The 21,495-nt window shown below is 66.2% G+C and carries 20 protein-coding genes; 13 read left to right on the top strand and 7 right to left on the bottom strand.

Going from position 1 to position 21,495, the window contains the following annotated elements; genetic code table 11:
• The first annotated feature begins 83 nt into the window (after positions 1 to 83).
• A complete protein-coding gene (locus tag G3580_RS19375; protein ID WP_228720722.1) occupies positions 84 to 743 on the top strand; it encodes an RluA family pseudouridine synthase in 660 nt (219 codons plus the stop codon).
• Positions 744 to 750: 7 nt separating this feature from the next.
• On the opposite strand, the gene G3580_RS19370 is transcribed toward G3580_RS19375, so the two are convergent.
• From G3580_RS19370 to G3580_RS19355, 4 genes are all read right to left on the bottom strand, one after another.
• Complete coding sequence (locus G3580_RS19370) at positions 751 to 1,869, bottom strand: alpha/beta fold hydrolase (protein ID WP_173768344.1); 1,119 nt, start codon at positions 1,867 to 1,869, stop codon at positions 751 to 753.
• On the bottom strand, positions 1,866 to 4,526 hold the full coding sequence (locus G3580_RS19365; protein WP_173768342.1) for a plasma-membrane proton-efflux P-type ATPase: 2,661 nt from the start codon (positions 4,524 to 4,526) through the stop codon (positions 1,866 to 1,868). Before G3580_RS19365 ends, G3580_RS19370 begins: the two co-directional genes overlap by 4 nt.
• 129 nt (positions 4,527 to 4,655) lie before the next feature.
• A complete protein-coding gene (locus tag G3580_RS19360) occupies positions 4,656 to 7,901 on the bottom strand; it encodes an EAL domain-containing protein (RefSeq protein ID WP_173768340.1) in 3,246 nt (1,081 codons plus the stop codon).
• Positions 7,902 to 7,944: 43 nt separating this feature from the next.
• Entirely contained in the window at positions 7,945 to 8,832 is an 888-nt protein-coding gene (locus G3580_RS19355) for a radical SAM protein (RefSeq protein ID WP_173768339.1), read from the bottom strand.
• A 78-nt stretch (positions 8,833 to 8,910) separates the two neighbouring features.
• Here G3580_RS19355 and G3580_RS19350 point away from each other — a divergent pair, with 78 nt between their 5' ends.
• Complete coding sequence (locus tag G3580_RS19350) at positions 8,911 to 9,600, top strand: haloacid dehalogenase type II (protein ID WP_173768337.1); 690 nt, start codon at positions 8,911 to 8,913, stop codon at positions 9,598 to 9,600.
• 3 nt (positions 9,601 to 9,603) lie between these two features.
• Here the strand turns inward: G3580_RS19350 and asd are convergent, their stop codons facing one another.
• Positions 9,604 to 10,473: an archaetidylserine decarboxylase gene (asd, locus tag G3580_RS19345; protein WP_173768335.1), complete on the bottom strand. Its 870-nt coding sequence runs from the start codon at positions 10,471 to 10,473 to the stop codon at positions 9,604 to 9,606.
• A 219-nt stretch (positions 10,474 to 10,692) separates the two neighbouring features.
• On the opposite strand from asd, the gene G3580_RS19340 reads away from it, so the two are divergent.
• The 5 genes from G3580_RS19340 to G3580_RS19320 all read left to right on the top strand — a co-directional run bounded on the left by G3580_RS19340 (position 10,693) and on the right by G3580_RS19320 (position 15,131).
• The gene (locus tag G3580_RS19340) at positions 10,693 to 11,877 is read left to right on the top strand and encodes an efflux RND transporter periplasmic adaptor subunit (protein WP_173768333.1); all 1,185 of its coding nucleotides are present in this window, start codon (positions 10,693 to 10,695) and stop codon (positions 11,875 to 11,877) included.
• Positions 11,874 to 13,067, top strand: coding sequence for an ABC transporter permease (locus G3580_RS19335; RefSeq protein WP_173768331.1), 1,194 nt, complete (start codon positions 11,874 to 11,876; stop codon positions 13,065 to 13,067). The genes G3580_RS19340 and G3580_RS19335 overlap by 4 nt, the downstream gene beginning before the upstream one ends.
• 4 nt (positions 13,068 to 13,071) lie before the next feature.
• Positions 13,072 to 13,782 carry an ABC transporter ATP-binding protein gene (locus G3580_RS19330; RefSeq protein ID WP_173768329.1) on the top strand — a complete coding sequence of 237 codons (711 nt, stop codon included), beginning with the start codon at positions 13,072 to 13,074 and terminating at the stop codon, positions 13,780 to 13,782.
• A gap of 34 nt (positions 13,783 to 13,816) precedes the next feature.
• Positions 13,817 to 14,548 carry an N-acetylmuramoyl-L-alanine amidase family protein gene (locus tag G3580_RS19325; protein WP_173768327.1) on the top strand — a complete coding sequence of 244 codons (732 nt, stop codon included), beginning with the start codon at positions 13,817 to 13,819 and terminating at the stop codon, positions 14,546 to 14,548.
• A gap of 130 nt (positions 14,549 to 14,678) precedes the next feature.
• Positions 14,679 to 15,131 carry a cupin domain-containing protein gene (locus G3580_RS19320; protein ID WP_407671038.1) on the top strand — a complete coding sequence of 151 codons (453 nt, stop codon included), beginning with the start codon at positions 14,679 to 14,681 and terminating at the stop codon, positions 15,129 to 15,131.
• A gap of 95 nt (positions 15,132 to 15,226) precedes the next feature.
• Here G3580_RS19320 and G3580_RS19315 read toward each other — a convergent pair whose 3' ends face one another.
• Together G3580_RS19315 and G3580_RS19310 are read right to left on the bottom strand one after the other, a co-directional pair.
• Positions 15,227 to 15,850, bottom strand: coding sequence for a PEP-CTERM sorting domain-containing protein (locus G3580_RS19315; RefSeq protein ID WP_173768323.1), 624 nt, complete (start codon positions 15,848 to 15,850; stop codon positions 15,227 to 15,229).
• A 536-nt stretch (positions 15,851 to 16,386) separates the two neighbouring features.
• Complete coding sequence (locus G3580_RS19310; protein WP_173763735.1) at positions 16,387 to 17,355, bottom strand: IS110 family RNA-guided transposase; 969 nt, start codon at positions 17,353 to 17,355, stop codon at positions 16,387 to 16,389.
• A gap of 454 nt (positions 17,356 to 17,809) precedes the next feature.
• On the opposite strand from G3580_RS19310, the gene G3580_RS19305 reads away from it, so the two are divergent.
• The 6 genes from G3580_RS19305 to G3580_RS19885 all read left to right on the top strand — a co-directional run bounded on the left by G3580_RS19305 (position 17,810) and on the right by G3580_RS19885 (position 21,185).
• Positions 17,810 to 17,983: a hypothetical protein gene (locus G3580_RS19305; protein ID WP_173768321.1), complete on the top strand. Its 174-nt coding sequence runs from the start codon at positions 17,810 to 17,812 to the stop codon at positions 17,981 to 17,983.
• On the top strand, positions 17,984 to 18,214 hold the full coding sequence (locus G3580_RS19300) for a hypothetical protein (RefSeq protein ID WP_173768319.1): 231 nt from the start codon (positions 17,984 to 17,986) through the stop codon (positions 18,212 to 18,214).
• 357 nt (positions 18,215 to 18,571) lie between these two features.
• Positions 18,572 to 19,369, top strand: a complete 798-nt coding sequence (locus tag G3580_RS19295; protein WP_217424558.1) for an ABC-three component system protein — start codon at positions 18,572 to 18,574, stop codon at positions 19,367 to 19,369.
• Positions 19,353 to 19,574 (top strand): ABC-three component system middle component 7, encoded by a 222-nt coding sequence (locus G3580_RS20490; RefSeq protein ID WP_407670959.1) that lies wholly within the window; start codon positions 19,353 to 19,355, stop codon positions 19,572 to 19,574. Before G3580_RS19295 ends, G3580_RS20490 begins: the two co-directional genes overlap by 17 nt.
• Positions 19,567 to 20,325, top strand: a complete 759-nt coding sequence (locus G3580_RS19890; RefSeq protein ID WP_217424557.1) for an AAA family ATPase — start codon at positions 19,567 to 19,569, stop codon at positions 20,323 to 20,325. Before G3580_RS20490 ends, G3580_RS19890 begins: the two co-directional genes overlap by 8 nt.
• Positions 20,322 to 21,185 (top strand): DUF2326 domain-containing protein, encoded by an 864-nt coding sequence (locus tag G3580_RS19885; RefSeq protein ID WP_217424556.1) that lies wholly within the window; start codon positions 20,322 to 20,324, stop codon positions 21,183 to 21,185. Before G3580_RS19890 ends, G3580_RS19885 begins: the two co-directional genes overlap by 4 nt.
• Positions 21,186 to 21,495 lie beyond the last annotated feature (310 nt).

Raw genomic sequence — 21,495 nt, 5'->3', positions numbered from 1 at the left:
CGGCGGGTGTATAAGGTCGGCAGTCCACGACCGCCCTGCGGGCCGTGCGTGGCCCGTGCCGACCCCGTTTCCAGCGCTATGCCGTGATCCTTGTGCCCTCCTCCGATCTCGCGCCGGCCATCGTCTTCGTCGATGCCGATCTCGTCGTCGCCGACAAGCCGGCGGGGCTGCGTTCGATCCCGGCCGGGGGCGAGGGGCGCAAGGACTGCCTCGCGGCCCGCATCCGCGCCCGCCATGCCGATGCCCGCATCGTGCACCGGCTCGACGAAGCGACCTCGGGGCTGGTGCTGTTCGCGCGCAGCGCCGAGATGCTGCGGCGCATGAACCACAGCTTCCGCGAACGCATGGTGGGCAAGGAGTATCAGGCACTGGTGCACGGGCATGTGACCGACGAGGCGGGCGAGATCGACCTGCCACTGGCGCCCGAGCCCGACCGCAACCCCTACCAGCGGGTCGACCCGGTGCACGGGCGGCGCGCCCTGACCCGCTACCGTGTGCTGGAGCGCCTCGAGGTGGCGGGCGCGCCGGTGACGCGCCTGGCGCTCAAGCCGGTCACCGGGCGCACCCACCAGCTGCGGGTGCATCTGATGAGCCTGGGGCACCCGATTCTGGGCGATCCGCTCTACGCGCCGGCCGACAGCGCCGCACGTTTCGGGCGCCTGCATCTGCATGCGGCGCGCCTCGACATCATCCATCCGCGCTGGCGCACGCCGCGCCGCTTCGAGCGCGAGGTGCCGTTCTGAACGCCGTTCAGGGCGCGGCCAGCCAGCGCGCGATCCCCGGCCAGGTGTCGGTGAGGGTGCGCGCGCCCATGAACAGGCCGATGTGCCCGCCCGGGGCGAGGGTGCTGACGATCCGGTCCTGCGGGGTGCCGAGCAGTGCGCGGGCGGCGAACACCTGCTCGGCGGTGGTGATGTCGTCCGCCTCGCCGGCGAGCAGATAGGCCGGACAGGTGATGTCGTCCAGCGTCAGCGTCCGCCCCAGGCCGACGAACTCGCCCTTGGCGAGGCGGTTTTCCTTGAACAGCTGGGTGATGGCCTGCAGATACCAGCGCCCCGGCAGATCGATCGGGTTCTCGTACCAGGCCTCGAAGGCCTCGGTCTTGCTGACATAGGCCGGGTCCTGCATGTGCTCGTAGAGGTCGAGGTACTTCTGCACGTACTGGGCGCCCGGGTGCATGGCCTTCCAGCCCTGGAGCATGAAGCGTCCTTCCATGAGTCCGCCGCCCATGTCGACCAGCTCCTCGTAGAACGAGGTCGGCAGGGTGTGGGCCAACTCGCGGATGGGGCCGTGGCCGGCGTCGGTGTCGATGGGCGAGCCGGCCAGCACCAGACGATTGACCTTGTCGGGGAAGCGCGCCGCGAGCATGGCGCTCATCCAGCCGCCCTGGCACAGGCCGACCAGATTGACCCGCCCGCCCAGGTCGTCCACGCACACCAGCAGCTCAGCCAGGTAGTGGTCGATGTCATAGTCTTTCATGTCGGGCGTGGCGCTCTTCCAGTCGGTGACCAGCACCCGCTCCACGCCGTTGGCCAGCAGCGTCTCGACCAGGCTCTGGCCCTTGTGATAGTCGGCGATGGTGGAACTGTGGCCGGCGTAGGGGGCGTCGACCAGGGTGGGAATGCCGGTGGCGTCGGCGGCGGAAAAATCGCGCAGGCGCAGGGTGTGCAGGTCGAGCCGCACCCGGTTGGCGGTGGCGAAGCCCGGATGCAGGCCGAAGTCGATCTTTTCCGCCTCCAGGGCGAAGTCGAGGTTGCGTGCCACCAGGGTCTCGCCGGCCTCCACCAGCGCCGCGGCGGCGGTGAAGGGCCAGAAGAAGGGGACGCTGTTCTCGTGTTGCGCCAGGCGCGGGCGGGTCGGGGTGTTCATGCGGAAGGCTCCTGTTGGGGCTGCAGCGGGCGCGGCTGCGCGCCGCGTTTGCCGGTCGGCGGTGTCGGTTGCAGCAGGGTGCGCACCGCGACGGTCTTGACCACGTCGCTGATCACCAGCTCGGTGAGCGCGTAGGCCCACACCAGCGCCGCGCCCTGCCAGCCGATCGGGGCCATGAACCAGCCCTCGGCGGCGAACAGGGTGCCGAGCAGTTCGGTGCCGAAGGTGGCCGCGAACAGGATCGGCGCCGGATAAGGCCGCTGCCAGAACCAGCCGGGCGCGCGGGTGATGTAGAGGGTGAAATGGCCGGCGACGATGAGCTTGAGGAACAGCCAGGTCTGGATCTCGCCGCGCGGCACGCCCCATTCCTCGAGCAGGAAGAACAGCAGGAAGGAGAACACCACCCCGGTCAGGCCCAGCAGGCTGGAGAGGGTGAGCAGCTCCTTCATGTTCCAGCGCACCGGCGAGCCCTGCACCCGGGTGTGGTCGTAAGCGATGGTGAGGATGGGGATGTCGTTGAGCAGCGCCAGCAGGATGATCATCAGCGGCGTGATCGGATAGAAGTCGAACACCAGGATCGACAGCGCCATGAACAGGATGATGCGCATGGTCTCGGCGATGCGGAAGGTGGCGTAGCTCTTCATGCGCTCGAAGGTGATGCGCGCCTGCTTGACCGCGTCGTTGATCACCGACAGCCCCGGCGCGGTGAGGATGATGTCCGCCGCCGCGCGCGCCGCGTCGGTGGCGTTGGACACCGCGAAGCCGCAGTCGGCCTTCTTGAGCGCGGGGGCGTCGTTCACCCCGTCGCCGGTCATGGCGACGATGTGGCCGCCCTTCTGCAGGGTGTCGACGATGCGGTATTTGTCCTCGGGCACCACCTCGGCAAAGATGTCCACCGACTCGATCATCTCGACGATGGCCGACTCGTGGGTGTGCAGGAACTCGCGCTCGATGAGCCGGGTGTCGAAGCGCTTGCGCACCTCGTCGATCACGTCCTTCGCGAAGGCGCGGCTCTCGGCCAGCGCCGCCGTGCCATCGAGGCGGTGGTGGATGGCGCCGGCGAGCACCTCGATCAGGTCCATGAGCTCGCTGCCCGCCGCGCCCGACAGCTGCGCCGAGCGGATCGCCTGCTCCTCGAGCCCGAGCAGGCGGCCGATCTCGCGCGCGATGGCGAGGTTGTCGCCGGTGATCATCTTCACCCGCACGCCGTTCTCATGCATCTCGTCGATCACCGTGCGCGAATCGTCGCGGGGCGGGTCCTGCAGGGGGATCAGGCCGACCAGCTCGACCGGTCCGTCACCCTCGCCGGCACGCCGGCCCACCGCCAGGGTGCGGTAGCCGCGCGCGGCCAGCTGGTCCACGGTTTCGCTCAGGCCCTGGGCGGCGGTCTCGTCCAGCGCGGCCATGGCGATGAGCACCTGGGGAGCGCCCTTGAGCGCGGTGAAGCGGCCCGCGTCGCAGTCGACGGTGGCCGCGGTGTGCTTGCCGATGGGGTCGAAGGGCTTGAAGTCGGCGCTCGTGTAGCGGGTCAGCTCGCCGCCGTCGAAGTGGGTGTCCAGGTAGTGGAAGATCGGCAGTTCGATCGGGTCCTGGTTCTCCAGCCGCGAGGCCAGCGCCGCCACCTCGAACAGCTCGCGCTCGTCATGGCCGTCGAGCACCACCGGAGTGACCACCGTCATCTCGTTGCGGGTGAGGGTGCCGGTCTTGTCGGAGCAGAAGACGTCCACCCCGGCCAGCTCCTCGATGGCGGTCAGGCGCGAGACGATGGCGCGCTTGCGCGCCAGGTTCACCGCCCCCACCGCCATGGTCACCGACAGCACCGCCGGCAGCGCCACCGGAATGGCCGCCACCGCCAGCACCAGGGCGAAGCGCAGGATCTCGAGCATGGGCTGGTGACGGAACAGGGCCACCAGCACGATCAGCATCACCAGCAGCACGGTGACCAGGATCAGGAAGCGCCCGATCTGCATCACCATTTCCTGGAAGTGGCTGCGCGAGGCCAGCTGCGCCTGCGCCACCAGCGCCACCACGCCGGAGAAGTCGGTGTTCATGCCGGTATTGACCACCACCCCGAGCATCTCGCCCTGCTTGACGATGGTGTTGGCGTAGATCACCTCGCCGTGCTTGCGGCTCACCGGCAGCGATTCGCCGGTGAGGGAGGACTGATCGACCATGAGGAAGTCGCCCTCGGCCAGCTGGATGTCGGCGGGCACGATCTCGCCGAGGCGCAGCTTGACGATGTCGCCCGGCACCAGCTCGCGCACCGGCAGGCTCTTGAAGGCGCCGTCGCGGCGCACCCGCGCCGACTTGGCCAGCCCCGCCTGCAGCGCCTTGAGGGCGTTGAGCGCGCGGTGTTCCTGGAAGAAATCGAGGAACACGTTGATGAACAGCATCACCAGGATGATGCCGAAGTCGTCCCACTTGCCCACCGCGGCGGAGAGGATCGCCGCCAGCTCGATCATCCACGGAATCGGCCCCCAGAAGCGCCGCCCGATGCGGTGCAGCAGGGTCTCTTCCCGGGTGGCGATTTCATTCGGACCGATCCGGTCCAGTCGGCGGGCGGCTTCGTCGCCCGCCAGCCCCTGCGCGAGGCTGACCTGCAGTTCTTCTACGGTCTGGGTGACGCCCTGGGCCGCATATGCGTCGGTGCGTTTCATTGTTCTTGGGTCCGGAAGTGCCCCGCGATCGGCGGGGCGCGGGTCGGGTCGGCGGCCCGACACCAAGATCGATTCGTGCGACGCACAAAAGTTTCATCGCCGGCGCAGACGCGGCCGGCCGTCGCCGGTTCAGCCGGCGTACGCGAGCGCTTCGAGGGCCTCTGCCGGGCCGGGGGCGCCGAACAGGTAGCCCTGGTAGGCCAGGCAGCCATGGCGGGCGAGGAAGGCGCGCTGCGCCGGGGTTTCCACCCCCTCGGCGATCACCTGCAGGCGCAGGCTGTGGCCCAGGGCGATGACGGCGCGGGCGATGGCGCAGTCGTCCGCGTCGTCGGGGATGCCGAACACGAAGCCCTGATCGATCTTGAGCTGGTCGAGCGGCAGGCGTTTGAGGTAGGCGAGCGACGAGTAGCCGGTGCCGAAGTCGTCGATGGAGAAGGCCAGCCCGAGCGCCTTGAGCGCGCCCATGGTGTGGATGACCTGGTCCACGTCGTCGAGCACCACGCTTTCGGTCAGTTCGAACTTGAGCCGGGTGGCGTCGATGCCGTGGCGCCCGATCGTCTCGCGCACCTGGTCGACGAAATCGGGCTGGCGGAACTGGCGGGCGCTGATGTTGACCGCCACCTGCAGCCGGCCCAGCGTCGGGTGCCGCGCCCACTCGGACAGCCGGGCGCAGACGGTGTCGAGCACCCAGTGGCCGATGGGCACGATGAGGCCGGTCGCCTCGGCCACCGGGATGAACGCGCCCGGCGAGACCATGGGGCGGTCCGGCGGCTGCCAGCGCAGCAGCGCCTCGGCGCCCATCAGCACGCCGTGCTCGTCCACCTGGGGCTGGTAGTGCACCCGCAGCTCGTCCTGCGCCAGCGCACGGCGCAGGCCGTCCTCGAGCGCGGCGCGCTGCTCCATGGCGGCCTGCATGGCCGGGTTGTAGAAGCGGTGGGTATCGCGTCCGGCGTCCTTGGCCTGGTTCAGCGCCAGGTCCGCCTGGCGCAGCAGGGTCTCCACCGCGTTGTCCTGGTCGCGAAACAGGGTGATGCCGACGCTCAGGGTGGTGTGGCAGGCGATGCCGTTGAGCGCGAGCGGCTCGGCGATGGCGGCGTGGATCTGCGCCGCCATCGCCTCGGCGCGGCTGGCGGCGACGAACTCGTCGCTGCCCAGCTCCTGCAACAGGATCACGAACTCGTCGCCGCTGAAGCGGGCGGCGGTGTCGGTCTTGCGCAGCGCACGGCGCAGCCGTTGCGCCACCTCCACCAGGAGCTGGTCGCCCAGGTCGTGGCCACGGGTGTCGTTGAGGGTCTTGAACTGGTCCAGGTCCGCCAGCAGCACGGCGCTGAACTGGCCGTCGGGCCGGGCGCCGGCCACGACCCGCTCGAGGCGGTCGGTGAGCAGGCGCCGGTTGGGCAGGCCGGTGAGCGCGTCGTAGTAGGCCAGCTCGACGAGCTTGCGCTGGGTCTCGCGCGGGTCGCTGATGTCGGAGAACATGCCGAGGTAGTGGGTGACGGTGCCCGCGTCGTCGCGGATGGCGGAAATGGCCAGCCACTCGGGATACACGCTGCCGTCCTTGCGCCGGTTCCAGATCTCGCCCTGCCAGTGGCCCTCGTGGCGGATCGCTTCCCACAGGGTGCGGTAGAAGTCGGCCCCGTGGCGCCCCGAATGCAGGATCGCCGGGGTCTGCCCGATGGCTTCGTCGGCGTGGTAGCCGGTGATCTCGGTGAAGGCGAGATTGACCCGCAGGATGACGCCACGGGCATCGGTGACCATCATGCCGTCGCGGGCCTCGAAGGCGACCGCGGCGATGCGCAGCTGCTCCTCGGCCTGCTTCATTTCGGTGATGTCCTGGACGATGCCGAAGCCCACTTCGGCGCGGCCATCGGCATCGAGGCGCACTTCGGCCCGTTCGCGCACCCATTTGATGCGGCCGTCGACGACGATGCGATGCGCCAGGTCGTAGGCGGTGCCGTGGGTCACCGCATTGTCCCAGGCGGCGAGCAGGCGGGCGCGGTCGTCGGGGTGGACACGGTCGATGAACGCCGCGAGCGTCAGCGGCGTGCCCGGGGCGATGCCGAAGATGCGGTAGGCCTCGTCCGACCAGGTGAGCACGTCGCGGGCCAGATCCAGGTGCCAGTCACCCAGGTGGGCGATGCTCTGCGCCTGGCCCAGGCGCGACTCGCTCTCGCGCAGCGCCGCCTCCACCTGACGGCGTTCCGAGATGTCGCGCAGGACGGCATGCAGGCGCCCGTCCGGCAACATGGTGCAGGTGGCCTCGCCCTCGAACACGCTGCCGTCGGCGCGGCGCAGGTGCCAGAGGCTGGTGCTCACCCCGCCGCCCTTGATGCGCTCGACTTCGGCACCGATGCGCGGGATGTCGTCGGCGACGACCAGATCCGCCGTGGTCCGGGTCAGCAGGGCCGCCCGGCTCAGGCCCAGCATGCGGCAGGCGGCGGTGTTCGCGTCGACCACGTGGCGCCCGTCGGCATCGACGATGAAGATGCCGTCCGGCGCATGGGTGAGCAGCAGCCGGCAATAGGCCTCGGACTCGCGCAGCGCCGTCTCCACCCGGCGTCGCTCGGTGATGTCCTGGATGTAGCCGTGCCAGAGGATGCCGCCGTCGGGCTCGTGCACGGGCAGCGAGTGGCCTTCGAACCAGCGTTCGCCCTTGCGTGGGTGCCTGAGGCGGAAGCAGTCGTGCCAGGGCTGCATGGTGCGCGCCGACTCGGCGACGCTCGCGTTCACCTGCGGCAGGTCGTCGGGGTGGATGAGCGCGAACAGGGGCGCGGCGTCCTCGGCCACCTCCTCGGCACGCAGGCCGTAGAGATCCTCGATGGCGGCGCTGGCCAGGGGCATGCTGGCATGCCCGTCGGGATGCAGGCGGAAGGAGCAGATCAGGCCGGGGACCGAGGCGGCGGTCTTCTCGAGGCGCTCGTCGAGCTGGCGTTGCGGATCGCCGCCGAGGCTGCCCTGCGGGGGGGCGGTCCGGTTCCACACCGTCGAGATCGCCACCGCGCCGTCGCCCAGCTGGGTGACATGGGCGCGGCACTCGACCTCGAGCTCGGTGCCGCCATGGGTGCGCACGCGCCAGCGCCCGCAGGCTTCGCCGGTGTCCGCCAGCTGCGCCAGATGTGCCTGCAGCAGCGGGATGTCGGCGCGAGCGGTGAGCGCCTCGAGCGTCGTCGCCAGGAAATCGTCGCGGCGATAGCCGAAGCGCGCCACGGCGGCGGTGTCGACGTCGATGAACCGAAGCGTTGCCAGATCGACCACCCACAGGGCGGGCGCATCGGGGCTCCCGGCCGGTTCGGGGGCGGGGTGATGGCCGGACGGATCGGGTGGCAGGGTCATGGTCGAGGGGACGGTGGGCCGACGGGCTGGCGCGGCGAACATACTACGTTCGCCAAATGGCCGGGCCGTGTCAACGTGCCGGCGGTCAAAGGCCGCGCGCCCAGTCGGGGCGCAGATTCGCCGCTCCGGGCGCGGCGATCGCGGCGCGCACCTGGGCCAGGAGGCGGGCCTTGTCGGCCCCCAGCGTGCCCTTGAGCACCAGCCAGTTGCTCGCATGGTCGGAGCGGAACACGGTGCGCTTCAACTCGAGCCCGTCGAGGAAGTGTTCCATTTCGCGGAACAGGCCGGCCTGGTCGAGCGGCTGCCAGTCCGGAAAGCCGGCGCGCAAGCGCGCCTCGCCGAGGGGAAAGCTCACCACCAGGGTGGACAGGTACTCCGGCTGGGTGAGGTTCATGAGCCGGGCGGAGTGGTCCGCGTGGGCCTCGCTGAGGGTGCGCCCGCCGAGGCCGTTGAGGATCATCACCGAGCGGCTGATGCCTGCCGTGCCGAGCTTGTCGAGGGCCGCGCGGGTGGTGTCGAAGGTCTCGCCTTTGCTGACGCGTGCCAGCACCGTGTCATCACCCGACTCGGCGCCCACGTAGACCAGCGTCAGGCCGGCCGCGGCGAGCGCGTCGAGCTCCGCCTGGGGCTTCTTGCGCAGGTTGCGCGGCAGGCAGTAGCTGGAGATGCGACGCACCCCGGGCAGATGGGTGTGGATGGCCTCGAGGATGGCGAGCAGGCGCCGGGTGGGCAGCACCAGGGCGTCGCCGTCGGCGAGGAAGACGCGCTGGACGGCGGCGCCGTGGCGCGCGCCGGTGTCGCGGATGGCCCCCATCACCTCGTCCTCGTCACGCGCGCGGAAGGCCTTCTGCGGCGCGGTGTACATCTCGCAGAAGGTGCATCGGTTCCACGAGCAGCCGTCGGTGACCGGGAGGATCAGCGAGCGCGCCTCGCTGGGCGGACGATAGACGGGTTCGACGTAGCGGATGGGCATGGGCGCAACGATACCGCGTTGGCAGCGCCGGTGCAGCGTCTAAGCTTCAGATGAGTGGACGAGCACCGGGAGGACGCCATGGCGGAAGGGGGCAGGCTGCAGGGCATCGAGGTGTGCGTGTTCGACGCGTACGGCACGCTGTTCGATGTGTCGAGCGTGGCGCGCGGCGCGCAGGCCGAACTGGGCGAGCGCTGGGCGGCGCTGTCGGAGCTGTGGCGCAGCAAGCAGCTGCAATACACCTGGCTGCGGGGCTTGGCGGGCCATCATGCGGATTTCTGGCAGGTGACCGGCGATGCGCTCGACGTGTCGCTGGCCACGCTGGGCATCGAGCAGCCCGGCCTGCGCGACCGGCTCATGGCGCTGTACCTGCGCATCGCCGCCTATGCGGAGGTGGTGCCGACCCTGCGGGCGTTGCGCGCCGCCGGGCTGAAGACCGCGATCCTCTCCAACGGCTCGCCCGCCATGCTGGAGGCGGCGGTGAACAACGCCGGATTGGCGCCGCTGCTCGATGCGGTGCTCTCGGTCGAGGCGGTGGGCGTGTTCAAGCCCCACCCGAAGGTCTATGGCCTGGCCGGGATGCACTTCGGGGTGCCGGTCGAGCGCATCTGCTTTCTGTCGTCCAACAGCTGGGACGCCTACTCGGCCAAGGCCTTCGGCTTTCAGGTGCTGTGGTGCAACCGCTTCGGCCAGGCGGCCGAGCGTCTGCCAGCCACGCCGGACGGCCAGATCCGGCAGCTCGACGAGCTGCCGCGCTGGCTCGGCGTCTAGGGGCTACCGACCGGAGTCCTGCGCCTCGACCGGGGCGGCGCTCATGGCTTCGCCCATGCGCACCGCCGCCGCCGGATGCCAGGCCGGGTTGAAGTGGAAGCGGCCGGCCGGGAACAGCAGCACCACCGTCGAGCCGAGCTGGAAGCGCCCCATCTCCTCGCCGCGCGCGAGGCGCACCTCGCCCGCGTCGTAGCGCCACTTGGTGATCTCGGGCCGCCGCGGCGGATTGACCACGCCATGCCACACGGTGGCCATGCTGCCGACGATGGTGGCGCCCACCAGCACCATCACGAACGGGCCCTCGGCGCCATCGAACACGCACACCACGCGCTCGTTGCGGGCGAACAGGCCGGGGATGTTGCGCGCCGTCACCGGATTCACCGAGAACAGTTCGCCGGGCACGTAGATCATCTCGCGCAGGGTGCCGTCGCAGGGCATGTGGACGCGGTGGTAGTCGCGCGGGCTCAGGTAGAGGGTGGCGAACAGGCCGTCGGCGAAGCGTTCGGCGAGCTGATGATCGCCGCCGACCAGGGCGGTGGCGCTGTACTCATGGCCCTTGGCCTGGAACAGGTGGCCGCGCTTGATCGGACCGAACTGGCTGATGGCGCCGTCCACCGGGCACAGCAGCTCGGCGTCGGCCAGCGGCCGGGCGTCGTCGCGCAGGGCGCGGGTGAAGAAATCGTTGAAGCTCGGGTAGGCGGCCGGATCGGGATTGGCCGCTTCGCTCATGTCCACCCCGTAGCGGCCGATGAAGCGGCGGATCGTCCACGTGGTGGCCTGGCCGGCGCGCCGCCCGGCCAGCCAGCCCGTCAGCCGTGTCAGCGCCTTCTTGGGCAGCAGGTACTGGGAGAGGACGAACAGGGTGTCGTACACGGGCGGGGCCTTGGCGGAAAACAGCCGATGATTATAGTCACTTCGCCCGCGACGGTTTGCCGCGGCCGGCGGGGCGGGCGCGATGGGTCCGGTTGAGTTGGGTCAAATGCGGTGTCAGGCGGATGGCGTATTAGTTAACGCTGATATATTGGCATGCTTCGGTGGCCGTCCCCGCGGACGGACCGCCGGCCCACGAGAGATCCGCCCGGAGTGCGAACCATGAAACCTGCCGTGATGCGACGCTGGCTGCTGACGGCGCTGGCCCTCGTCGTCCTCGGGGCATTTGCCCTGGCCCTGTTGCGCAGCGGGCCGCTGGCACCGATCCGGGTGACCGTGCACACCGTGGCCGAGGGTGTCGTCACCCCCGGCTTGTTCGGCATCGGCACGGTGGAAGCGCAGCGCAGCTACGCGGTCGGGCCGACGGCGCCGGGCCGCCTGCTCAGCGTCGAGGCCGACGTGGGCGACCCGGTGCGGCGCGGGCAGGTGCTGGCACGCCTCGATCCGGTCGACCTGGATGCCCGCGTGGCGGCGCTCGACGCCTCCCTGGCGCGGGCGCGCAACGCCGTGGTGGCCGCCGAGGCGCAGCAGCGCGACGCCCGCGCGCGGGCCGAGGTGGCGGCCATCGAGGCGCGCCGCTACGACACCCTCGGCGAACGCCGGTTCGTGAGTCCGAGCGCGGTCGAGGCGCATCGGCAGGCCCACACCTCGGCGCGCGCGGGGGTCGATGCGGCCGCCGCGTCCACCGCCGCCGCGCGCGACGATCTGGTCCGTCTCGAGGCCGAGCGCGCGGCGGTGCTGGCCCAGCGCGCCAACCTCGTCCTGGTGGCGCCGGAAGACGGCGTCGTCACCGCGCGCCAGGCCGAGCCGGGCAACACGGTGGTGGCCGGACAGGCGGTGCTGCAGATGATCGACCCGACCAGCCTGTGGGTGCGCACCCGCATCGACCAGCATCGCGCCACCGGGCTGGCCGAAGGGCTCGACGCGCGCATCGAACTGCGCTCCCACGCCGGCGAGGCCCACATGGGCAAGGTGGTGCGGGTAGAGCTGCTGAGCGATCCGGTGACCGAGGAACGGATCGCCCGGGTGCGCTGCGATCGTGCCTTCAAGGAAGGCTCGGTGGGCGAGATGGCCGAGGTCACCATCCATCTGCCGGCGTCCGATCGGGGGCCGGTGATTCCCAATGCCGCCCTGCGTCACCGCAACGGGCAGGTGGGCGTCTGGCGCCTCGGCGACGGCGGGCCGCACTTCGTGGCGGTCAGCACCGGCGCCGAAAGCCTCGACGGCGAGGTGCGCGTGGTCTCGGGTCTGGCCGTCGGCGATGCGGTGGTGGTGCATGCCGAGCGGCCGCTGGCCGACGGCGCGCGGATCCGGGTGGTGGATGCGCTGTCGGGGCTGACGCGATGATCAGCCTGGCCGGCCGCGACATCCTCCATGCCTGGGGCAAGTTCGTGTTCACGGGCGTCGGCCTGGGCTTGCTGATCGGGGTGACCCTGTCCATGGCGGGCATCTACCGGGGCATGGTGGACGACGCCCGCGCCCTGCTCGCCAACAGCGGCGCCGACCTGTGGGTGGTGCAGCAGGACACCCAGGGCCCCTACGCCGAATCCTCCAACCTGCGCGACGATGTGGTCCGCGCGATCCGTGGCCTGCCGGGCGTGGCCGAGGCGGCCAACGTCACCTACTTCACCATGCAGGTGGCGCTGGGCGCGCGCGACGTGCGCGCCATGGTGGTCGGCTTCGAGCCGGGCCGCCCGGGCGCGCCCGCTTTCCTCATCGCCGGCCGGCGCATCACCCGGGGTCACTACGAGGCGGTGGTCGACCTGCGCACCGGCTTCAAGCTCGGCGACCGCATCCGCATCCGCCGCAAGACCTTCACCGTGGTGGGCATCACCCGGCGCATGGTGTCGTCCGGCGGCGATCCGATGGTTTTCGTGCCCCTCAAGGACGCTCAGGAGGCGCAGTTCCTCAAGGACAACGACGCCATCGTGAACGAGCGCGAACGCCTGGCAGGCAATCCGGCCTTCAACCGCCCCGGGGTGCCGGGGCTGCTCGATTCGGTCATCGACGCCCAGACCGTCAACCACAGCGTCAACGCGATCCTGGTGCGGGTGGCGGCCGGGCACAGCGCCGACGAGGTGGCCGCCAACGTGCGCCGCTGGAAGCACCTGACCGCCTTCACGCGCGCCCAGATGGAGGAGATCCTGGTGGCCAAGCTGATCGCCACCTCGGCGCGCCAGATCGGCATGTTCCTGGTCATCCTCGCCGTGGTCAGCGCCGCCATCGTGGCCTTCATCATCACCACCATGACCCTGGGCAAGGTGCGCGAGATCGCGGTGCTCAAGCTCATCGGCACGCGCAACCGCACCATCGCCGCGATGATCCTGCAGCAGGCGCTGGGCCTGGGGCTGATCGGCTTCGTGGTGGGCAAGATCGCCGCCACCCTGTGGGCGCCGATCTTTCCCAAGTACGTCCTGCTGCTGCCGGCCGACGCGCTGCGCGGCTTCGTGATCGTGATGGTCATCTGCGCGCTGGCGAGCCTGCTGGCCATCCGCGCCGCGCTGCGGGTGGACCCGGCCACCGCCATCGGAGGCTGAGGCCATGAGCGGCGACGGCATTCTCATCGAGGGCGTGAGCAAGCGCTATGGCGAGGGCGACACCGCCGTGGACGCCCTGCGCCGGGTGGACATGCAGGTGGCGCCGGGCGAGGTGGTCGGCCTCATCGGCCCGTCCGGCTCGGGCAAGACCACCCTGCTCAAGTGCCTCGGGGCGGTCATCGAACCGAGCGGCGGGCGCATGACGGTGGGCGACCAGCTCATCTACGACGGCGGATGGACGATCCCCGATCTGCGCGCCCTGCGCCGCGACCGCATCGGCTTCGTGTTCCAGGCGCCCTACCTGATCCCCTTCCTCGACGTGACCGACAACGTGGCCCTGCTGCCGATGCTCGCGGGGGTGCCGAACGCCGAGGCCCGCAGCCGCGCCCGCGCGCTGCTCGCGGCGCTCGACGTGGCGCATCGTGCCGATGCGTCTCCGTCGGCCCTGTCGGGCGGCGAACAGCAACGGGTGGCGATCGCCCGCGCGCTCATCAACCGCCCGCCGGTGATCCTCGCCGACGAGCCCACCGCGCCGCTCGACTCGGAACGGGCGCTGGGGGTGATCCGCATCCTCAACGACATGGCCGCGCAGTTTCGCACCGCGATCATCGTCGTCACCCACGACGAGAAGATCATCCCCACCTTCCGCCGCCTGTACCACATCCGCGACGGCCAGACCCACGAGGAGGCCGGCGAGGGGCGGCCGATCGGCTGAGTTGGCTGCTTCGCCCGGCTGCTAGACTGCCCCCATGACTGCGCTCGCCCTGCTTCGCCGGCTGGCGGCCACCGCCGCGTGTGCCCTCGCGTGCGTGCCGTCGTGGGCGCGCCCGCCCATCGTGGCCGTGGACGTCGGCCACACCCTCGCCGCCGCCGGCGCCACCAGCGCGCGCGGGCGCACCGAGTTCGCGTTCAACCGCGATCTGGCCCACGAGGTGGCCGCCGCGCTCATCGCCCGTGGCATCGCCGCGCATCTGGTCAACGACGACGGGCGCATCGCCGCCCTGCGCGACCGCCCCAAGGCGGTGCCCGATGCCGACTTCTTCATCTCCATCCATCACGACTCGGTCAGCCAGCGCCTGCTCAAGCCCTGGGTGTGGCAGGGCCGCGCGCTCGATTACAACGACGACTACGCCGGCCACTCGCTGTTCGTCTCCCACGACAACCCGAAGCCGGACGCGAGCCTGCTGTGCGCCTCGGCCATCGGCGCGCGGCTGCAGCGCCTGGGCTTCGTGCCCACCGACAAGAACGCCCGCCGCCATGCCTGGGCCGACCGGGCGGACACCGTGCACTGGTATGACAATCTGGTGGTGCTCCATCGCACCGCCCTGCCGGCGGTGCTGTTCGAAGCCGGCGTCATCAAGAACCGCGACGAAGAGCTCAGGTTGCGCGATCCGGCCTCCCAGCGCCGCATGGCCGACGGCATCGCCACCGGCATCGCCGCCTGCCTGCAGGTGATGGGCGCGCCGCCGCCCGTGCCCTGACGGCGCGATGCCCGGGCCGGCGGGGCGGATTGCCCGCATCGCCGGGGGCGGGATGCCCTTGGGATGAGCGGCGCGGGCACGCATCCTTGGCGATGTCATTTTCATCCCCAAGGAGACCCTCGTGAGCCTGATGCCCCACTCCCCCGCGCTGGACGCCGCGAAGATCCACTGGCGCCCCCTCGAAGGCTTCAGCGGCTTCACCTATTCCGTGCTGGCGGTGGATGCCGAACGCGGCACCACCGACTTCGTGGTCCGCTACGAGGCCGATTCGCGCATTTTCCTGCATCGCCACCGCGCCGACACCCTCACCGTGGTGATGGCCGGCGAGCACCGCATCTACGCGCCCGACGGCCGCCTGGAAGACGCGCGCCCCGCCGGCGCCTTCGCCTTCACCCCGGCCGACGCCGACCCGCACACCGAAGGCGGCGGCGCCGCCGGTGCGGTGGTGTTCTACAGCACCCGTGGCGGCGCCGACGGCGTGATCTTCGACATCATGGACGAGGCCGGCCAGGTGGTCGGCGCGCTCGGGCTGGCCGACGTGGCCGGCCTGTTCGAGCTGCAGGGCGGCAAGCCCGGCGCGTGACGCACACGGCCGGATGCCTCCGGCCAGCGGCGCCGGTCAGCGCGGCCGCTCGACGGCTGCGAGCCGACCCCGGCGCCGTCCGTTCGGGTCAGGACTCAGTTGGGCGACTGCGGCTTCCTGCCGTGGCGGCGGGTGAGCACCAGCGCGGCCAGGCCGAGTCCGGCAAGCGCGATGGATGCCGGTTCCGGGACATTGTTCGAGCCCCCGCGCACCAACAGCACCCCGTAATACGAGCTCCGGAAATTGATGTCCCGGTTACCGAAACCATCTCCAGCGAAGCCGCCGTTTTGTGCGGTCCAACCGACGTTGACCAGGTGTGAATAGCCGTTCCCGGCGTCGTACACCCCGCACGCGAACCCATTGGTGCCGCCATTCGGAGAGCATGCGGTGCCGGCGGAATTGAACAGGGCGTTGAAGGCCTGCGCGTCGGCAAGATCCGCCAGAACATACTGGGTGGTATTCGTCATGCCCGCCGCGGTGACCAAGCCGTCGAACTCCGAGGCCGACGCACTGCGAAAACCACCATAGGTCGAGATCGCCTGGGCAATGGTCATGCCCCGGGTCACCGACCAATCCAGCCATTCGAGCCCGCTCGCGGTGTCCTGTGTGATCAAGCCATCACCCGCTGTCTGCCAATCGATGGAAATCAGATTCGCATGTGCGGAAAAAGAAGCTGCAAGGAGGAGGCTGGTGGCAAATAGTTGATGTCGCATTTTCATGTCATTGTCGCTTTTTCTATTTATGGGATCGTGCTTGGTCAATACTTGCGCCAAAGCGGCGTATCGAAATTGATGTCCTCATCCAAACAAGCCGTTGCGCATGAAAACGCCGTTGCGCCGGGTGTTTCGGCGATTGCAGCAAACGTAGCGGTAGCGGAGGTGGCATCTGGATTCATTCGACATTCGAAGGCCGGTTGCCAGATGAGCAACACCAGATATGCATCAACGATCGGGCATCAATTCCGCAGGCATTATAGGGGCGCATCCGGGGCGAATACGGCCGCAGGGCGGGTAAACGTTGCCTCCGCGTGACCGGGGTCACGGCCATGCGTGAAATGCACCGGAGGCGCGGCCGCGCAAGGGCGCACGCATCGGGCGTCAGCGGTTGGTCAAGGACCGGCATACGCTTCCACGAGACCCAATAATCCATATGGAATTATCTGATGTTGGCTCAACGTGACGGTCATTGGGACGAACTCGTCAACGCCTTGCGAGTGGCGGCAGCCGGGGCGTGTATGTAGATACTGTTATCCGCGTCAAGTCTCGTGAAGCGTCGGGTCGAACGGCTTGCCCGACTTGAGCACACCATAGGCCACCTGAAGCAGTTTTCGCATCATCGCCCCGATGATCAGCTTCGGATGCTTCCCGCGCCGCACGAGGCGTTGGCGGAATCGGCCACCCCATGTCGTTTTGTACGCGGTCACAACCGCTGGCATGTATAAGGCCTTGCGGATGAACGCATGGCCGACCTTGGACAGATGCGAACGTCCTCTGACGCTCGAACCGGATTCGTGCTGGCGCGGATCGAGCCCGGCAAATGCAACGGCCTGGCGCGCATTGCCAAAGCGCGCCGGATCGGCATAGAAAGCAAGCAAGACCGCGACCGTGCGCTCGCCCACACCGGGAATGGATTCGAGCAACTGTCGTTTGTCATGCATGTCCGGATCATTGTCGATGTGATCGTTGATCTGGCGCACCAACTGGGTAATCTGTTCATCAAGCCAGGCCAGATGCGCTTCGATGCCCTCGCGCACGGCATCGCGGGCGACCAGCAAACGGTTGCTCTCCTGCCGATGCATGTTCTGCAACGCCTCCAGGCGCAGCACCATGGCGCGAAGCGCCTGCTCTTGGGCACTCGGTGCTTGCCAGGGTGGCGGGCAACGCTCGGCGCAGAACTGGGCGATCAACGAAGCATCGACCTTGTCGGTCTTGGTGCGCACCAATCTCGATGCACCGAACGCCTTGATCTGGGCTGGATTGATGACGCTGACAGTCGTGTGCTCGCGACCAGACAAGTACTCTGCCGAAGCTTCCCAGTAGATGCCGGTCGCTTCCATGCATACGTGCACTTGGCCAACGCCGCGCTGGGCGAGCCACTCGTCCAGCCGCTTGAAGCCCTCTGGCGCGTTGCTCACCACCTTGTGGCGCAGCTTGCCATCGGGCAGCTGTAATGCGCAGTCGAGCTTGTCCTTGGAAACATCGATACCCAACACAAAAGAACTCATCCCGATTCCTCCCGTGATCTACCTTGTTCATCCGGGCTGCCGGCCATGCCGGGCCAAAGATACTGTCCGATCTATTGGTGAGGGTGAGCGGCTGGTGCATGGATCTACGCGGCGGGCTCGCGGCCCAAGGGCGGAATCGGCATCCAGCCGCTCGGCTCGGGGGATCCCCCGAGCCGATCTGAGAACTGCCAAAGCAGAAGATATGGCAATCTCAGATCTGAGGAAAACAATACAAGGGCGGAAAAGCGCAGCGCCTTCCGCCGTATGAAGCGATCGAAGCGGCGACATTCGGCGGATGACGCTGCGCTCATCCACCCTACGCAGCCTATCGAGGCATCGGCGTTCGTCGTGATGAGATCGAGTGGGAAATCAACCGCAACCTGACGCTTCTCGAGCGGCATCCGCAGTACATTTCCTGTCTGTTCGGTCCATGCACCGTCATTCGAGGGTATTGATGTCCCAGCGTGTGGCGCAAGTCTTTCTCTGGATGTTCAACCTGCTCACGCTGTTGGGTGTGATCTGGTGCGTGCAGGACTACATGCGTGTCACTGACGCAATGGTGAATGGCGCGCCGACCGTTCCCTTCGATAGCGGTGTCTATTATCTGTTGCTGCCAACCGTGTTCTAGGTGCTGACCGCCATCCAGATCATTGTTTTCAAGCAGGGCGGAACCCAGGCGCCACGCTGGGTATCGCCTGTCGTCATTGGCTGGTTCATCATCACCCTGGTCCTCGCCAACGTGCTGCCGCAGTGGCTGGCCGACGATCTCACCGCCGCCGGCTACCACGCGATCGACGACCCGCGAGTCATCTCTCGCGTGTCTCGGGGAGCGGGTTTCATCTACCTCAAGAGCGAGTAGGCGGAAGGCCGCGTCTTGCCGCCATTCGTGGTCTGGCGGAGACCAAGGGGCCGTTCAAGCCTGCCTGTTCCAGTGGCGGTAGGCGGCCAGTTGCTGCCGCTCGCCAATTCGGCAGAGCTGTCACTCCAACGGCCGCTCCGCTCCGGAACCTGCCCGAGGCCCTACGGAAGCGACTCGGCCTGAGCTGCCGTACTCCTCTTGGTCTTGCCGGGGCAGCTCTCCACCTCAAGGCGGACCTCCCGCTTCACCAAACGAAAGCTTCACCTTTTGCGAAAGACTTTTGGCAAGAAAGATGCATTGAACAGGCAGACCCGTATACATTATGGATGTTCATATGCACACGCAGTCTCTAGTTCAGTGAAGCAGGCTCGTTATATGTCGACGAAAAGACCCGACTACAGTGACAACCAGCACAGCATCTTGTACGCGGAAACGAGCGGGTGTTGCCCCTTGTGCGCGCAGCCAATTCTTTTTAGCAAGAAGGGATCAAAAAGGCTGACTAAGGGCTATGAGATTGCGCACATTTATCCGCTTAACCCCACGCCGATCCAAGCTAAGTCCCTTGCTGGGCGAGCACCGCCACCCGAGATTAACGCACTCGAGAACGTCATTGCCTTGTGCCCCACTTGCCACACAAAATTCGACAAAGACTTCAAGCTAGAGGAGATGGATCGCCTTAGAAGTATCAAGGATGGTTTTTTGGCCGAGGCAAAAGCAAGAACAACGGCCGCTCAGTACGCCATTCAGGAAGAGATCTACACGATCCTGGACAATATCGTAGCGCTGGATGGGGACGCGCCAGAGATTTCCCCTGCCCGATTTGATATTTCTACAGTAGACAAGAAGCTTCGCGTCGGCATGAGTCCCCTGCAAAAGCACGAGATCAAAATGTATGCCGTAAATTTCTACGTACGCATTCGAGATCACATCCGTCTGCTAGAGCAGAACGACCAGCTGGCGATTCGCATCATGCAGAACCAGATCAATACCTACTATCTGGAAATGCAAAAACAGCATCCAGACAACAAGGATGCAGTGTTCAATTTCGTTGCGCAGTGGATCAGTTCTCGAACGGGGAGATCGCTGTTAGCCGCGAAAGTTCTGACATCGTTCTTCGTACAGAACTGTGAGGTGTTTGATGCTGGTGCCGAGTAAGTTCACGCGCCTCGAAGAGTCAACTCTATTCAGGATGACAAGAGTTCTGAGCGAGAGGACAGACCTGGAAAGCGTGCAAGACATTTACTATAGGACGCGTGATGATTTTCGGGACGCGAGCGAATTTCTTCATGCGTTGGATGCGCTATTCGTGCTTGGTCTGCTGGAATTTGACGAAGAATCAGGACTGATTAGATATGCTTAAAGAAATTCGGTGCGTACATTTCAGCCACTCGAAAATTTCCTTTCATCCTGGGCTCAATGTCATCCTGGGCGATGACGACGCGAAGAACTCCATTGGAAAGTCAACGGTATTAATGGTCATCGATTTCGTATTGGGTGGTACGACATTCCTCAAGGATGATGCCGGCGCGATCCGAGAACTCGGTCACCACCACTACGATTACGCATTCGAGTTCGGGAAAAAACAGCTGTTTTTCTCGCGCGCGACAGAGGCGTCAGATGTAGTTTACGTCTGTGATGAAAACTATGCCAGGCTCAACGAACTACCGCTTGAGAAGTACCTCGCGTTACTAAAACATCAGTATGGACTAGACGACTTTGAGGGGTCGTTCCGATCGACCTTGAGTCCATTTGCTCGCATCTGGCGAAAAGGAGGCTTGGAGCCAGATCAGCCCTTTGTCTCCATGCCCAAGGAATCATCTGCTGTGGCTATCGGTCGTTTAGTCGACATGTTCGACCGAAGCGCAGACATTGCTGAAGAAAAAAATACATTGGATGTGCAGAAGGAGCGTAGGACGCTCATAAAGAAGTCCATGGATTCGAGAATTATCCCAAAAATCACAAAGAAACAATATGATGAAAACATCGGGAAAATCGCCGAAAACTACGCACAGATCGACCAACTCAAGCAAGGTTTGGGGGGGCACTTAGTGTCTATGAGTCGCTGTTCAACGAGAGTCTGCAGCAGAAGCAGCAGCGAAAGAACAAGTTGAGTGGCGCGCGAGCGGACATACTGAATAAAATCAGACGACTACAGCGAGATATCTCCGGCATCACGCCGCGGCTTGCCGCCAACATTGCTCTAATCGCTGATTTCTTTCCCACAGTGGACGTACAACGTCTGGAACAGGTTGAAGCGTTCCATCAAAAAATCGGACGTATCGTTAAGAAGGAACTCAAGGACGAGTTGGCAGTTGCTCTTGCTGAGGAGGATGCGGCAGCAAACGAGATTGCCGCGATTGATGTTGAGATTCAGGCAGACCTGCAGTCGAAGGGCCTTCCAGAAGACATTTTCAAGCGCGTTTTCGATTTAAAGGAAATCACCGACAGGGCCGTTGATGAAAACCGGAGCTTCGATCTAAAAGTCGAACTGGACGAAACGATCAAACTTTCCAATGAGCGGTTGGAATCGATCTACGTTAGGATTTTCCTCGACATCGAGCGACAAGTTAACCAGAAGCTGAATGCGTTCACCAATGTCGTCTATGGCCCCTTCCGGGCCAGTTCGGAGTTGCGCATTAAAAGCCCGAGCTCATATAAATTCACATCGCCGGCAGACACAGGAACAGGTAAGTCATATGCTGGTTTGATTGGCTTTGATCTAGCGATGTTATCACTGACTAAGCTGCCGTTATTCCTCCACGATTCGATCATTTACAAGAACATTGAAGTGCCAGCGATTCGGCGCATACTTCGCATCCTGGCTGCGGTCAAGTCAAAGCAAATTTTTCTATCTTTTGATGAGGCAAAGAAGTTCGGGCCAGAAGCTGAACTTCTGCTCAAGCGCTTTACCGTTTTGAAACTGGCGCATAACGATCTTCTCTACACAAAGGACTGGCGTGACCAGAAGTAGTGGAAGCTCAGGCGGTTGGTTTGGCGCTACGGTGCTAACAGGTTGATGCAAAACCCAGTGAGCGACTGGACGTAGTGATTGTCATATCAGTAGGAACATCCGTTCAAGTCCGCACCACCGCTCCCGGATTTCGCTGCGCTACATCCGGGCTTGTATGTTTAAAGCGCTCTCTTGTTTGCAGTGCGCGAGGGAGCCGAGGTGGAGGGACGGTCCGGGCTATCTGCAGTGTGTCCGCACTGACAGACCAACGTAGTGTTGTCCCCACTTCGTCTGCTCAGCGTCGATGAAGAATGCAGCAGGCGTTTGGGCC

The sequence above is a fragment of the Nitrogeniibacter mangrovi genome, assembly GCF_010983895.1.
Taxonomy (GTDB): Bacteria; Pseudomonadota; Gammaproteobacteria; order Burkholderiales; family Rhodocyclaceae; genus Nitrogeniibacter; species Nitrogeniibacter mangrovi.
Note: the sequence above shows the minus strand (reverse complement) of the source record. Positions and strands in the feature narration are given on the sequence as shown.